At 31.7% G+C, this 15,199-nt stretch carries 15 protein-coding genes; 10 read left to right on the top strand and 5 right to left on the bottom strand.

Going from position 1 to position 15,199, the window contains the following annotated elements; genetic code table 11:
* Positions 1-225 precede the first annotated feature (225 nt).
* Entirely contained in the window at positions 226-1,836 is a 1,611-nt protein-coding gene (gene pckA, locus DFQ10_RS13915; protein ID WP_245940718.1) for a phosphoenolpyruvate carboxykinase (ATP), read from the top strand.
* A gap of 123 nt (positions 1,837-1,959) precedes the next feature.
* On the opposite strand, the gene DFQ10_RS13920 is transcribed toward pckA, so the two are convergent.
* The 5 genes from DFQ10_RS13920 to DFQ10_RS13940 form a co-directional block, all read right to left on the bottom strand.
* A complete protein-coding gene (locus DFQ10_RS13920) occupies positions 1,960-3,114 on the bottom strand; it encodes a trans-sulfuration enzyme family protein (RefSeq protein WP_115818053.1) in 1,155 nt (384 codons plus the stop codon).
* Between the two features lie 52 nt (positions 3,115-3,166).
* Positions 3,167-3,949, bottom strand: coding sequence for a T9SS type A sorting domain-containing protein (locus tag DFQ10_RS13925; protein WP_115818054.1), 783 nt, complete (start codon positions 3,947-3,949; stop codon positions 3,167-3,169).
* Between the two features lie 226 nt (positions 3,950-4,175).
* The gene (ccsA, locus tag DFQ10_RS13930; RefSeq protein WP_115818055.1) at positions 4,176-7,442 is read right to left on the bottom strand and encodes a cytochrome c biogenesis protein CcsA; all 3,267 of its coding nucleotides are present in this window, start codon (positions 7,440-7,442) and stop codon (positions 4,176-4,178) included.
* 102 nt (positions 7,443-7,544) lie between these two features.
* A complete protein-coding gene (gene mscL / locus DFQ10_RS13935; protein ID WP_115818056.1) occupies positions 7,545-7,994 on the bottom strand; it encodes a large conductance mechanosensitive channel protein MscL in 450 nt (149 codons plus the stop codon).
* A 57-nt stretch (positions 7,995-8,051) separates the two neighbouring features.
* The gene (locus tag DFQ10_RS13940; RefSeq protein ID WP_115818057.1) at positions 8,052-8,441 is read right to left on the bottom strand and encodes a group III truncated hemoglobin; all 390 of its coding nucleotides are present in this window, start codon (positions 8,439-8,441) and stop codon (positions 8,052-8,054) included.
* A gap of 69 nt (positions 8,442-8,510) precedes the next feature.
* Here DFQ10_RS13940 and DFQ10_RS13945 point away from each other — a divergent pair, with 69 nt between their 5' ends.
* The 9 genes from DFQ10_RS13945 (at position 8,511) to DFQ10_RS13980 (ending at position 15,191) form a co-directional block, all read left to right on the top strand.
* Complete coding sequence (locus DFQ10_RS13945) at positions 8,511-9,308, top strand: Rossmann-like and DUF2520 domain-containing protein (RefSeq protein WP_115818058.1); 798 nt, start codon at positions 8,511-8,513, stop codon at positions 9,306-9,308.
* A gap of 15 nt (positions 9,309-9,323) precedes the next feature.
* On the top strand, positions 9,324-9,857 hold the full coding sequence (locus DFQ10_RS13950) for a KdsC family phosphatase (protein WP_115818059.1): 534 nt from the start codon (positions 9,324-9,326) through the stop codon (positions 9,855-9,857).
* 95 nt (positions 9,858-9,952) lie between these two features.
* Positions 9,953-10,264: a hypothetical protein gene (locus tag DFQ10_RS18610; protein WP_181897642.1), complete on the top strand. Its 312-nt coding sequence runs from the start codon at positions 9,953-9,955 to the stop codon at positions 10,262-10,264.
* An 8-nt stretch (positions 10,265-10,272) separates the two neighbouring features.
* The gene (locus DFQ10_RS13955) at positions 10,273-11,199 is read left to right on the top strand and encodes a geranylgeranylglycerol-phosphate geranylgeranyltransferase (protein ID WP_115818060.1); all 927 of its coding nucleotides are present in this window, start codon (positions 10,273-10,275) and stop codon (positions 11,197-11,199) included.
* Position 11,200: 1 nt separating this feature from the next.
* Positions 11,201-11,794 carry a Maf-like protein gene (locus DFQ10_RS13960; protein ID WP_115818061.1) on the top strand — a complete coding sequence of 198 codons (594 nt, stop codon included), beginning with the start codon at positions 11,201-11,203 and terminating at the stop codon, positions 11,792-11,794.
* A gap of 34 nt (positions 11,795-11,828) precedes the next feature.
* Positions 11,829-12,770, top strand: coding sequence for a septum formation inhibitor Maf (locus DFQ10_RS13965; RefSeq protein WP_115818062.1), 942 nt, complete (start codon positions 11,829-11,831; stop codon positions 12,768-12,770).
* Positions 12,771-12,817: 47 nt separating this feature from the next.
* Entirely contained in the window at positions 12,818-13,351 is a 534-nt protein-coding gene (locus DFQ10_RS13970; protein ID WP_115818063.1) for a mechanosensitive ion channel domain-containing protein, read from the top strand.
* A 43-nt stretch (positions 13,352-13,394) separates the two neighbouring features.
* Positions 13,395-14,477 carry a magnesium/cobalt transporter CorA gene (gene corA / locus DFQ10_RS13975; protein WP_115818064.1) on the top strand — a complete coding sequence of 361 codons (1,083 nt, stop codon included), beginning with the start codon at positions 13,395-13,397 and terminating at the stop codon, positions 14,475-14,477.
* An 87-nt stretch (positions 14,478-14,564) separates the two neighbouring features.
* Entirely contained in the window at positions 14,565-15,191 is a 627-nt protein-coding gene (locus tag DFQ10_RS13980; protein ID WP_115818065.1) for a hypothetical protein, read from the top strand.
* Positions 15,192-15,199 lie beyond the last annotated feature (8 nt).

The following is a 15,199-nucleotide window of genomic DNA, read 5'->3' on the forward strand; positions in this document are numbered from 1 at the left end:
TACTAGTCAAAATTGAAAAATTCGCAATATTTATAAAGTATGACTTTCGTCATAAATATTACTTCTTATTGATTCTACCTTTATACTATAATTAAAACATAGTGTTTCTCAGAGCTAACTGACAGCTATTTAATTATAATTTATGACTCTTAAAAAGAGTCATTTTAACTAGAACGTAGAATTAAGAAATTATAAATTATGGAAAATCTATTAAAACAACCAATTATGAAAACTAGAGACCTAACGAAGTACGGATTAAAAGACACAAATGCACACTGGAACCTTTCTCCAGAAAAATTACAAGCCATTACTATTGAAAAAGGAATGGGAAAAGAAACAGCTAATGGCACACTAGCAGTAAATACAGGAAAATTCACAGGACGTTCTCCTCAAGACCGTTTTATTGTGAAAGATGATTATACAAAAGATCGTGTTTGGTGGGGAAAAACAAACAAAGCTATTTCTCCTGAAAATTTCGACCTTTTACAAACTAAAATCACAGACTATTTAAGCGGAAAAGAAATTTATGTAAGAGATGCTTACGTATGTGCCGATCCTGCATATAAAACAAATGTTAGAACGGTTACTGAGTTACCTTGGTCTAATATGTTTGTTTACAATATGTTTTTAAGATTAGACGAGTCTGAATTAGAAAATTTTGAAGAAGATTGGTTAGTACTATGTGCTCCTGGTTACGTAGAAGCAGACCCTAAAAAATATGGTCTTCGTCAAGGCAATTTTTCACTTTTAGATTTCACAAGAAAAATAGCTTTAATTGGTGGTTCTGCTTATACAGGTGAAATCAAAAAAGGTATATTCTCTTCTCTTAATTTTGTACTACCTGTAGAGAAAAACGTTCTACCAATGCACTGTTCTGCTAACGTTGGTGAAGATGGTGACACTGCTATTTTCTTCGGATTATCAGGAACTGGAAAAACTACATTATCTGCCGATCCTACACGTAAATTAATTGGTGATGATGAACATGGCTGGACAGCAGACAATAATATCTTTAATTTTGAAGGAGGATGCTACGCAAAAGTTATTGACTTATCAGAAGAAAAAGAGCCAGACATTTTTAGAGCGATTAAGCCAGGTGCTATCCTAGAAAACGTCGTTTTTAAAGACAATGGTGAAGTTGATTATATGGATAGTAGTATTACACAAAACACACGTGTAAGTTACCCTATTTATAATATTGATAATATTCAGGTACCATCTTACGCTGGGAATCCTAAAAATATTTTCTTCTTAACAGCAGATGCATTTGGTGTATTACCTCCAGTATCAAAATTAACTCCTGGTCAAGCTGCATACCACTTTATATCTGGTTATACTGCTAAAGTTGCAGGTACAGAAGCTGGTATAACAGAACCAGTACCTTCATTCTCTGCTTGTTTTGGTGAGCCTTTTATGCCATTACACCCAACAGTTTATGCTGAGATGTTAAGCAAAAAAATGCAAGATGCAAAAGTTAACGTGTGGTTAATTAACACAGGTTGGAGTGCTGGACCTTACGGAACTGGTTCTCGTATTAAATTAAAATACACAAGAGCAATGATTACAGCGATTTTAAAAGGTGGCTTAGATCATGCAGAATTTGCACAACACCCAATATTTGGTTTATTTATGCCAAAAACGTGTCCTAATGTTCCTAATGAAATATTAGATCCAATGAACACTTGGGCTGACAAAGGTAATTATATCAGTAAGTCTATACAATTAGCACATTCATTCCACTTAAATTTTGAAAAATTTGCGAGTGAAGCTTCTGAGCAAATCATTGAAGGTGGTCCATTAATTGATGAACACCATCACTTAAACGATCATGTTTAATAATAAGTTTTCCATGACGGAAGAGAGCCTAGAAATAGGCTCTTTTTTTTTTGCTTTTTTTATAATTTACAGCAATTAAATATTCTTGTAATGCGACTTAAACAAATTAAAAGAAGTATAAATTTACTGCAAAGCTGCAATTGCTTGATTAATATCGCATTTTAAATCCTTTATGTTCTCTATACCAACTGAAAAGCGTATTAATTGATTACTAAGACCAATAGCATCGCGCTCTTGTTGAGTTAGCAGCGCGTGTGATGTTAAATAAGGAGAGAGCATTGTACTTTCTACTCCTGCTAAACTCATGGAAGATTTAATGAGTTTTAGTTGTTTTTGAAACTGTTGTGAATCTAAATCGTTTGTTAACTCAAAAGATAACATGGCTCCAAAACCTTTCATTTGTGATTTCGCTAAATGATACTCTGGATGTGATTTTAATCCAGGATAATACACTTTAGAAATTTTAGGATGCTGCTCTAGCCATTTAGCCAATTTCTTCGCATTCTTAGTTTGTGCTTTTACACGCAATCCCAATGTTTTCATACTGCGTTCTAACATCCAAACCGTCATATCACTTAGATTACCTCCGAGATTTTTACCAACATTCCAAATGCGCTCAATATGTTCCTCAGAACTTGCTACTGCACCAGCTAAAATATCACTATGTCCACCAAAGTATTTTGTAGCAGAATGCATTACCATATCAATACCTAAATCCATCGGATTTTGGTTTACAGGAGATGCAAATGTATTATCTATAGAAGTTAAAACTCCCTTAGACTTACCAAGCTTTGCTATCGCTCTAATGTCTGTAATAGTTAATAAGGGATTGGAAGGTGTTTCAATATGAATTAGTTTAGTGTTCTTTTGAATAGCAGCTTCAAAATCTTCAACTTTATAACCGTTAGTGAATGTAAATTCAATTCCATATTTTGGAAACTCTTCCTTTATAAAATTTACTGTTCCACCATATAGTGTATTCTGAACCACTAAATGGTCACCTTGTTTTAAAAAGGCTAAAAACATAGTACTAATTGCAGCCATACCAGAACCAAATATTAAAGCTGATTCTGTATGCTCTAAAGCAGCAATTTTCTTTGCTAAAAATTCTTGATTAGGAGTATTAAAATAACGTGGATAACGTTTTACATCTACATCTAAAAACTCATAGGATGAGCTTAAATACATGGGTGACACAGCACCTTTAAACTGTTCATCTTTAACTTCACCAACGTGAGTGCAAATAGTATTTAAACCTAATTTTTTATTTTTAGACATGATCTTTCTATTAATTTAATCAATAAAATTAATAAAAATAGTCCGTTGAAATTTATTTCCCTAAACAAACTTTTGATGTATGAGCGAATACATCTGATTCAATTTTTAGAATATAAACACCTGCCGAAATATTAGAAGTCTGCAGTTTTATTAAATCTGTGAGGCTAGGATTAAAAATTTTTTCTTTCATAATCTGTTTTCCATCCAAACTATACAATACTATTGATAAAGAATGATTAGAATCTGAAACACCTTTTATATTCAATTCATTTTGTAGGCTTGAATGCCAAATTTTTAAATCTTCTACTTTCGTTTCTGCTACAGATAACAAGTCTTCATTAATTGCAGCACCTACAGAATTAGAGAAGGTGATATAAAACCGGTTTAAATAGATATCTGCAGTTAAATTACTACTGTAATCCACATCATTCAAAAGTGTATAAGTGTCTAACGTTACATCATATAAATACACCTCTATAGTTTGGTCAAAATTTTCTAAAGAATCTAAGGAAATATGAACATCTCCTGAATCAGCTAAAAACATACCTAATGGGTAATACTTATTGGTATTAAATTCCCCTACTCCTTGAATTATATAACGCTGTTCTTCAATAATCCAATTTAAATCATTTGGAAGGTCGTCAATATTTAAAGCATCGTAACCATAATCAGTTCCGTCTGTAGCAGAATTGTCTGGTACAAAACCTAATAATAATTGTCTTGTGTAGCCTTCTAGATTTTGAAAATTCACTCTTACTAGCTGAATTTCGTCTTGAGCTTCTATAATGTTAACAGAAGCAATTAGTAGTATAAGGCTAAATAGTATTGTTCTCATTAGATTTGGGTTTTAATGATTTTTAAAAATAGAAAAATCAATTAAAATAATCCACTAAAAACATATTTAAACGATAAAATACATTTTTTATTAACATTTAGCCGCTAAAACCTACAAATTCATATTAAAAAGTATAGAAGCATTTCACTATAAAAATGACTTAATTAATAGAATTTTCCAAAATAAAATCTCGTTGTCTTTGATATAGAAAACAATAAATTCGACTTTATTTCTTATAATACATTCTATATTTTCGATAAGAGAAAAAGCCCAGAACAGCAATAATACTTAAAGTAATTGCTATAAACTTAAAGCTTAATATTTGATCTCCACTCGCATAAGAGTGTAAACCTGACAGGTAGAAATTAACTCCAAAATACGTCATTAAAATACTACCAAAAGCAAGTATTGACATAAAACTATATATCCAACGGCTTCTTAATCCTGGTACTAAACGCATATGAATGACAAAAGCATAAATCATTATACTAATAAGTGCCCAAGTTTCTTTAGGATCCCAACCCCAATATCTTCCCCAACTTTCATTTGCCCACATGCCACCTAGAAAGTTTCCAATGGTTAACATTACCAAACCTACAGTTAAAGCCATTTCGTTAATAATAGTAAGCTCTTTTATATTGACATCCATGCGCTCTTTATTCTCCTTAGTCGTAAATATCATTAACAATAGAGCCACTACTCCTAATATCATACCAAGTGTGAATGGTCCGTAACTTGCTACAATTACAGAAACATGTATCATTAACCAATAACCTTGCAACACTGGTTGAAGATTTGCAATTGCAGGATCCATCCAATTCCAATGTGCTATCATTAGTATCATAGAGGTAACAAAAGCTCCTGCAGCAACTGTTAAACTAGAAGTGCTTATTTGACCAATAAAGCTTTTTGAAATCCCATTAGCATCTTCTTTAACTGTGCCTTTTTTCCTCTTAGTAACACCAACAATAAAACCAAAAAGCATAGTAGACCAAGCGACATAGATCATAGATTCGTAGGCATCACTCCAAGGTGCATGGCCAGATAAATACCATCTCCAAATTAAACCTACGGTGTGCAGTACAAATAACAAAGCAATAATTCCGATGAATATATTAATTGCAACCTTAATTCCCTTGCTCTTATATTTAAAAATTTGAATGATTATTAAAACGAATAAGACCGTTCCGGCATACATATACCAACTAAATAATCGCTTAAAAATATCGTAATCGTTGTATAAAATCTCAGATTTTATTTTGTCATCAGCCAACATGACTTCGCTTCCAAAACGTTGTTGCGTTTTTTTAATGCCTTGCAGTAATTCTTCTGCTTTAGAAAAATCGCCAGTTTGCTTTGCATTATTTAAGGTCACTAAATAAGCACTAAACCCATTATTAATAAAATTACCATAAAGCGTATCTTCTATTCTTTCTCTATATCCTTCCTCTCTAAATTCTAATGCAGAAATCCATTTATTGCCTTCATCACCAGGAATAGGAAATATTTTATTAGAACGACCTTCGATAGTATTATATAATAAATTAACTCTAGAATCTGCTTCTTTTACTTCTTTCTGAAAGCCATTTGGTACTTGTGCTTTGTATGCCTCTTCTAAATAAGGCGCTAATTTATAACGACCATCTGGCGTAAAATAATCAACAAGTTTGGTATGTTCTTCGTCATAACCTACACCTATAATATTTCTTATAGAATCAGCCTTTCTAGGTTTTAAATAAATGATAGGTACGTTGTACCAAAGCATAGGACTTTCTTGAATTGAAAGAAAAATTTGATCTGCGTTAAAATCTTCATATGTTTCTTTTTTACTCAACTTACGAAGCATCTCTGAAGCATAAGTATGCATTGGCATCATACGACCACTATAATCTTGAACCACCATTTCAGAAAATTTAGCAGCATGCTCCTTTGGTGTAATATGCACCTTAAGAATAGAGTCTATCTGTTCTTTCCCTGTTTTGTTGGAGTGATCATGACCATCATTTTCAGAGTGTTCTTGGGCAAAACCAGAGAAACTCAATAAAAGCAAAATCATAGTCATCATTTTTGCTTTTTTGGTCTTAATTTTTTCTAATCGATTTCTAAGATCATCGAAGCGTGTATTCTTTGCAAATAGAATTGCCATAAGTCCAAAATATAATAACATATAACCAGCGTATGTAATATATGTTCCCCAAAAATCATGATTAACCGATAATACTGTCCCTTTTTCATCAGGATCAAAACTTGCTTGAAAAAAGCGATAACCTCCATGGTCTAATACATGATTCATATAAATATGATAATCAAATTCACCTTGGTCTTTATCCTTTACTGTAACTTTACTTTCGTAAGACGAATAGGCTTTTTCTGTACCAGGATACTTTTCAGCTATAAAATCATTCAGTTTTATTTCAAAAGGAAGTTTCAAAATTTTAGGACCATATTTTAAAGCAATCTCTAATCCGCCTACCTCAAATTCTTCATATCCACTATTGGTACCTGGTCCTCCTAAAACACCTACTTCTTTAGTTTCTCCATTCGCGGTCACTTCAAATATAATTCCATCAGAATCATTTTTTAAGAATGATGCTTTTTTTACAACACCAAATTCACCTTGTACAATAGGATTGGGAAGCACAATTTGCATATTACCTATAACATACCGAGATCTCAACACTAATGGTTGTAGGCTATCTTTAACTAATTTACCTGTTTCTCGTGTGGCCATTGTCATATAATCACCATCATAAGGAGATTGAATATAAAGACCGTTTTCTGTTTCGGTAATATTAATAGCTCCTTCCTGAAATTTATTTAAAGAAAATAAGACATTATGCAAATCTGCTATTTTACCATCTTCTAAAAAGTGGTTATGTGGTGCACCACTACCTGCTTCAACTATCTTTAAATAACGACTACCTGTATCTCCAGGAATAACATCTTTTTCAGCACCTTCAATTAATTCTTTCAGTTTTATGGTCACATTTGTGTCTCCATAATCAAAAGTCTTATCAAAACTATTATCTAAACGATGAGAAAAATCTACATGTTCTTCTATTCTTCGTTGTTGTAATTGACCATCTATTTCATAATCACCAATTATTCGTCCACTGATATAGGTCTTTTGAGAGAAAAATTCACTTTCAGTTTCTCCTTCTCTAATAGGCATCATGCCTTCAAAACCTATATAACGCGTAATAAATGCACCTAAAAGGATTAAAACAAAGGATAAATGCAAAATTAATGTTGCCCATTTTTCCTTTTTATATAAGCGATACCTAAATATGTTACCCGCAAAATTGATAATAAAAAACACCATAATAGTTTCAAACCACCATGCATTATAAATTAAAGTTCTTGTATAAGGTGTTGGTGAGGTTTCCATGTTTCTATCTAAAATAGTACCAACTGCCATGGCAACGGCAAAGGCAATAAATAAAAACGCAGTAAGTTTTGTAGAGAATAGGAAATTAGCGATTTTCTTTTGCATAGCTATAGGCTTTTTTAAGCTCGCGCAAAGATATGGTTTTTTAGTGATTAGAAAATCCGATAATACTACTAAAACATGTTAAAATTATGAATAAGTAGTAGGTTAATTCATTGAATTGCTCTTAAGCATTTTATTTTGCTCTTCCATTAATTCCTTTAAATCAGACAGCAACTGAATATCCTTAGGAGTTACTACAGTTTCGTCCTTGGTGTCATGAGCTTTGTTACGTAACTTATTCATAAATTTTACAATGATAAAAACTGTAAAACCAATAATTAAAAAGTCTAAAAACACTTCTGATAATTTACCATAAGCTACCGCAACCTCAGTAACTGTAGTTGTGCCTGAAGCATCTACTATAGCATCTCTTAATACTAATTTCTTTTCACCAAAATTAACTCCGTCTGTTAACAAGGATAATGGTGGTAAAATTACTTGTTTAGCTAAAACATCAATAACTTTATTAAAAGATGCACCAATGATGATACCAATGGCCATATCCATCATATTTCCTTTAACAGCAAATTCTTTAAATTCTTTTATAAGTTTCATTTGTGATATAATTTTAGATTTTTAAAAACACAAATTTATAAAGAAGCTTGTTAAGGATTATGTATTTCTTGCTGCAAAAATATTCATGTACATAAATGTGCCCATTTTACGTGCACGTCGTTTGGCATTTTCGGCATAATCGCCTACAAATAATTCATCTATAGTTTGAAACCACAAGTTAAGCCATAATCCAAAATGTAATTCTGTAATACTATGATTAAAAGCTTTATCTACTCTGGTATGTGCTTCTAACGGATTGCCCGTAAATTTTGTTTTCAAGAATAAACTCGATTCCCAAAACGTAGTAAGATGCTCTAAATGTGCGTCCCAATCTTTTATGGTTTCATTGAAAAAGGGCCCTAATTTTTCATCTTTCCTAACTTTTTCGTAAAATTTGGAAACCAATTGATAAACATCTTCTCTGGTTTTTATATCTTTCTTACTCATAGATTCAAAGTTATTCTTTTAATCGCTTTCTTGTGTTTCTAAGATAAGAAATCTTAGTATTTTTACAGCATGATTTCAGTAATATTACTTGGTGCTGGCAATGTGGCCACACATTTATATAAAGCATTTTCAAATTCAGAAACCGTTTCGGTTACGCAGTGGTACAACCGTACACGCACTTCAATTTCTTCTTATGCAAATGAGGTTGATATAACGGATTCTTTAGATGAATTAAAAGAAGCAGACGTTTATATAATCGCTGTTAGTGATGATAGTATTGCACAATTGTCTGCGGATTTACCTTTTACAAACCGATTTGTAGTGCATACTTCAGGCAGTGTTGCAATGCATGATATAGATAAAAAAAATCAGATTGGTGTGTTTTATCCTTTACAGACTTTTTCTAAAGATGCAGATATTGATTTTTCTGAAGTTCCGATTTGTGTTGAAGTTTATGAAAAAGAAAATCTCGAACTTTTAAGAGATTTAGCAAGAGCTGTAGGTTGTAAACCACATAAAATTACCACCGAACAACGGCAAACACTTCACTTAGCAGCTGTTTTTGTAAATAACTTCACAAATCAACTCTATAGAATTGGTCATGAAATTTGTGAAACCAAGAATATAGAATTTGAAATTTTACATCCTTTAATTGAAGAAACGGCAAAAAAAATTCAGCAAATGTCACCCTTTATGGCTCAAACTGGTCCTGCAAAACGCAATGACAAAAAAACCATTAAGCGACAATTAAAACTAATTGAAAAGGAGGAGCATGAAGCCATTTATAAAATGCTAACCTCCTCTATTAAAAAGACGCATAATGTTTCAAGCTTTCGATCAAGAAAAGGAAAATCCGAAACGAACTAAAAAAGAAAACAACCTATGAGCGACGATAAAAGTTATAAAGAATATTTAGCAAACATTACAACATTTATTTTTGATGTTGATGGTGTACTTACTGATGGTACAATCACAGTAACCACTGAAGGAGAAATGTTAAGAACCATGAGTATTAAAGATGGATTTGCCTTAAAAACGGCTATTGATGCTGGGTATAATCTCTGTATTATTTCTGGAGGTTCTAATGAAGGTGTCCGCAAACGTTTAGCTGCTTTAGGTATAAAAGACATTTTTTTAGGTGCTCATAATAAAATTGAACAGCTTAATAGTTACTTAGAACAATACAATATTTCAAAATCTCAAGTGTTGTATATGGGAGATGATATACCAGATTTTCCTGTTATGGAATTAGTAGGTCTACCATGTTGTCCGCAAGATGCAGTGCCTGAAATTAAAGCGATTTCAAAATATATTTCTCATAAAACTGGTGGAAAAGGTGCCGTAAGAGATGTTATTGAACAAGTGCTCAAAGTACATGGCAAATGGAATGGTAATTTTAATGCTAAATATGATTAGCATAAAGTATAACTATCTAAATATTCATAATTTTAAAATTCAAAATAATAATAATAATAATAATAATAATAATAATAATAATAATAATAATAAAAGTGTCAGGCAACAGAAGACATAGTACAGGGTTTGGATATATAGGTTTTGGTAATAGTCAGGCGACATTTAACCAAAGATCATCAAAGCCTTTTTCTAAATACAAGGAAAAACTAGATCTTGAAGCTCATTTACACTATAAAATGCATTTTCTTCACAAAGATTTATCTAAAGAAGACAAGCAAAAAATTAAAGACAAAATAAGACAACAAGAACGTAAACTCTTAAAAAAAACAGCACTTATTAGTAGTATTGTTTTTATCATTGTTGCATTATTAGCTTATTATTTAATTACTAAAATTTTATCTCACTAAACCCTCAAATGATTCACTTTCTCAATTTAATCCGTTGGAAAAATTTATTAATGATTGCTCTAATGCAATACTTAATTAAGTATGCTCTTTTACTTCCATTTAAAGAAAGTCATGGTGTTTTAACTTCCTTAAGTGATTTCAACTTTTTTCTCTTAGTTTTAGCCACTCTTTTAATTGCTGCTGGTGGATACATTATTAATGATATATATGATGTTGAAACGGATAAAATCAACAAACCAAATAAACTAATTATCAATAAACACATTACTGAAAATAATGCAACAGCACTGTTTATGGTGTTTAATATTATTGGTGTTGGTATAGGTTTTTATTTAGCTAATGGCATAGGCAAAGCTGGGTTTTTCTCCATCTTTTTTATTGCTTCTGCTCTACTCTACGTTTATTCAACCTCATTAAAACAAATTGCTGTTGTGGGCAATGTGGTTGTCTCAATCGTCGTTGCATTGAGTATTTTGTTGGTTGGCATTTTTGAATTGGTTCCGGCAATCAACGCTAATAACAAAGCCGTGCAAATGACTTTTATAAATATTATAAGAGATTATGCAATCTTTGCTTTTTTAATAAATCTTGTTAGAGAAATGGTAAAAGACCTTGAAGATATCGAGGGAGATCAAAAAGCCGGAATACAAACCTTACCTGTACTTTTAGGCAGAGAACGTGCCACAAAAATTGCATTCATAGTATCGTTAGTACCCATTTTATCTATAACATACTATGTAATCACCTATTTATTTAAACAGCAAATTGTTGTCGGTTACTTTTTAATTTTAGTCGTTGCACCTTTAATCTATATAAGCCTAAAACTATTTAATGCGCAACAGAAAACACAATACAAGCATATTAGTTTGGTTTTAAAATTAGTAATGCTTTCTGGTATGGGATCTATAATAATTTACAACTTCATATTAAAATAAGATGCTAAAAGACCAACTCAAAAACTTTAATATTATTCTAGCATCTGCGTCACCACGTCGCCATGCATTTTTAAAGGACATGCATCTGGATTTTAAGATTCAATTAAAGCCAGTTGAAGAAATATATCCGAAAGATTTAAAACGAGAAGAAATCACAGACTTTTTAGCGAAATTAAAGGCTGAATCTTTTACTAATACGCTTCAAGATAACGATATTCTTATTACAAGCGACACCATTGTTTGGTTAGAAGATAAAGCCATTGGAAAACCTAAAGATGAAGACGATGCTTTTAACATGATAAAATCGTTAAGCAACAAAACACACGAAGTGGTTACCTCTATTTGTTTCACTTTAAAAACCGAACAACGCATTGTAAATACCATTACAAAAGTGACATTTAAAGCTTTAACAGATGAAGAAATCTGGTACTATGTTAAGCATTTCAAACCATTAGATAAAGCTGGTGCCTATGGTATTCAAGAATGGATTGGAGCTATCGCAATTACAAGTATTGAAGGTTCTTATAACAACGTTGTTGGCTTACCTACACATTTACTTTACGAAACGTTAAATAGTATTGCCAACGATTTTTAGAGCCTTATCTTTATTATAATTTAATGCATAGATTATGATAAAGATTATAAACACCAATTTAAAGTTTGTTTTAATAGCCTCTTTAGTCATGTTATGCTTTTCTTGCAAAGACAAGGAAAGTAAAACCTCGGAGCTTGTTGTTACTCCAAATTCTAAAACTGAAGTATTAGCGCCAAAAACAAAATTATCTAAAAACTTTAGAGACTATTGGTATAATGGTGAAGCTGAAATCACCTCTTACAAATTAGAACAAGAACGTTATGGCGAAATTAGAGAAGGCCAAGCATTATTATTATTTGTAACGGAAGATTTTCTTCCAGAAAAACAAGTTAAAGCAGATAATTATAGCGATAGTAACACACCTATTTTAAAGATGAATGCTACCAAAAACTTCGTTACAGGTATTTACCCATATTCTATAATGCAAAGTACTTTTTATCCTGTGGCAAATAATCAGCATGCTTTAAAGATTTCGGCATCAGTACAAGAATGGTGTGGACATGTGTATACACAACTTAATAATCGTGATGATTTTGAGGTAGTAACGCACTCTTACTTTCAAGGAGAAGCAGATTCTACATTTAATTTAGAAAAAAGCTGGACAGAAAATGAACTTTGGATAAAACTAAGAATCGATCCTAAAAGTCTTCCTGTTGGAGAGATAGAGATCATTCCTTCTTTGGAATATATTAGATTAAACCATGATGAGTTAAAATCTTACAAGGCTTTTACTAGTTTAGAAAATGGCAGTTACACAATCTCTTATGAAGATTTAGATCGCGTATTAAAGATTAACTTTAATCCGAACTTCCCATATGATATTTTAGGTTGGGAAGAAACTTCAACTAGTAGTTCTGATGCATCTGAAGAGGTGTTAACTACAAAAGCCACGAAATTAAAAACTCTAAAATCGGACTATTGGAACAAAAAAAGCGTTTCAGATATCAAGCTTAGAGAAACTTTAAAATTGCAATAAACTTTATTAGTTTCTCAAGTATATTTGCCAAGCTAAACAAGCCTTACATGAGTTCAATGCTTTCAATAGACCAAGATAAAATTATTTATACCGTTGTATTATTAGTTATACTTCTAATAATTAGAACCATTATTGTTATTACCGTAAAAAAAATTGGTAAAAAAAGTGGTACTACAGAAGCAAGAGCCGCATTAATTGGTCGTTATGTTACGGTAATCCTAGTGCTTATCGCTGTTTTAATAGAAACCTTTATACTTGGTGTAGAACCTGAAAAGGTTATTGTAGTGTTTTCATCTGTGTTTGCTGTCATAGGAGTTGGTCTATTTGCTATTTGGTCTATTCTAAGTAATGTTACTTCTGGCGTTATCATGTTTTTTTCGTTTCCGTATAAAGTGGGTGATAAAATAAAAATTCATGATAAGGACGATTCAATAATAGCTATTATTGAAGATATTAGAGCTTTTCAAATTCATCTTAGAGATGATCATGGTAATTTGGTTACCTATCCTAACAATCTTATTCTTCAAAAAGCTGTAACTTTATTGCAAAAGGATGCCTTAGACGATACTAGTATTTTATAACCCATCGGTTAATTTATCGTCTTATTTAAAACTCTTATAATACATGGTGTTAAAACGTAAAGCAAAAAAAAGAACAGAACATTATAAAAAACATGTTGGAAAAGCACCTGGTACTTTAATATATACTGGAAAAAAATCTGACAAAAACCTCCATATTGAATGTTTTGATTATACCAAAGACTCCATTAACGAGAGTGTACTCACCAATATTGAAGATGCCAAATCCTTTAAAGATACCGAATCCATCAGCTGGATTAATATTGATGGACTAAACTCTATAAATGAAATTGAGAGAATAGGAAAACAATATGATTTACATCCTCTAGTTTTAGAAGACATTGTAAATACAGGCCAACGTCCAAAAATTGACGAATACGATGATTACCTGTTCGTCGTTTTAAAAATGCTCTATTACGATAATGACGAAAATATTGTTATCGAACAAGTCAGTTTGGTGTTAGGAAAGAATTATGTATTGTCTTTTCAAGAATCTGAAGGAGACGTATTTAATACCGTAAGAGAGCGCATTCGCTTAGGAAATGGACGAATTAGAGGTCTAAAATCCGATTATCTATTATACGCCTTAATCGATGCTGTTGTAGATAACTACTTTAGTATAATTGAAACGTTAGGTAATAAGATTGAAGATTTAGAAACAGATTTATTTGAAGGTCATACAAAAGACAATATTAATATTGAAGTGCAACAACTTAAGCGCGAAATATTAAAAGTTCGTCGTGCTATTTTTCCGCTAAGAGAAATTATAAATAGAATTGAAAAGGGAGAGCACGAGCTAATATACAAACGTACAATAACTTATTATAGAGACATTTACGACCACCTAATTCAAGTATCCGAAAATATAGATATCTATCGTGAAATGATATGGAGTTTAATGGATATGTACATGACAACTATTAGTAATAAGATGAATGAAGTGATGAAAGTACTCACCATAATATCTACTATTTTCATACCACTCACCTTTCTTGCTGGTATCTATGGAATGAATTTTGAATTTATCCCAGAATTAAAATACCGTTATGGGTATTTTGTGCTTTTGGGTGTTATGCTTCTTATGTTTATTGCATTGTTGTTTTATTTTAAGCGAAAAAAGTGGTTATAAATTACTATAATTGCCTAGAAACAAGTAAACTTTGATATGACTAGGCAAGAACACCTTAAATTTTGTAAAACATGTATTAATCGCGACATGGATTTAAAAGTCGGGATTATATGCAAATTGACAAATAATATTGCTGATTTTGAAGGTGAATGCGAATCATTCAGTTTAGACAATGTAGCCGTTGCCAAAATAAATGACGACATAGAATTGCAAGGCTCTGAAATTACAAGTCAAATTTCTAATCAAACACTCGAAAAACTTAAATCAGAACAAAGTCTGCCTGCAGCGATTTTTGCCGGAATTTTCATAGGAGTTTTAGCTGCCATTGGTTGGGCAGCATTCACGGTCGCAACCAACATGAAAATAGGATTAATTGCAATTGCAATTGGAGCTCTTGTAGGTTTAGGCATGCGTTATTTTGGAAAAGGATTAGATCCTATATTCGGAATCTGTGGAGCCATTTTAGCCATTTTGAGTTGTGTATTTGGAGATGTGTTAAGCATTATTGGCTTTATTGCTAACAATGAACAATTGGGTTATTTTGAAACATTATTGCTTTTCGACTTTTCTCAAACATTTAATATCATGTCTGAAATAGCAGGTCCAATGGATTTAATTTTCTATGCTATTGCAGCTTATGAAGGTTATAAATTTTCATTTAGGCAGTTTACAAAAAAGGATTTGTACGAATTAGAAAATAATAGCATTCAATAAACCGTTAA

Origin of the sequence: Winogradskyella eximia (assembly GCF_003386165.1) — a bacterium.
In the GTDB taxonomy this organism is placed as follows: Bacteria; Bacteroidota; Bacteroidia; order Flavobacteriales; family Flavobacteriaceae; genus Winogradskyella; species Winogradskyella eximia.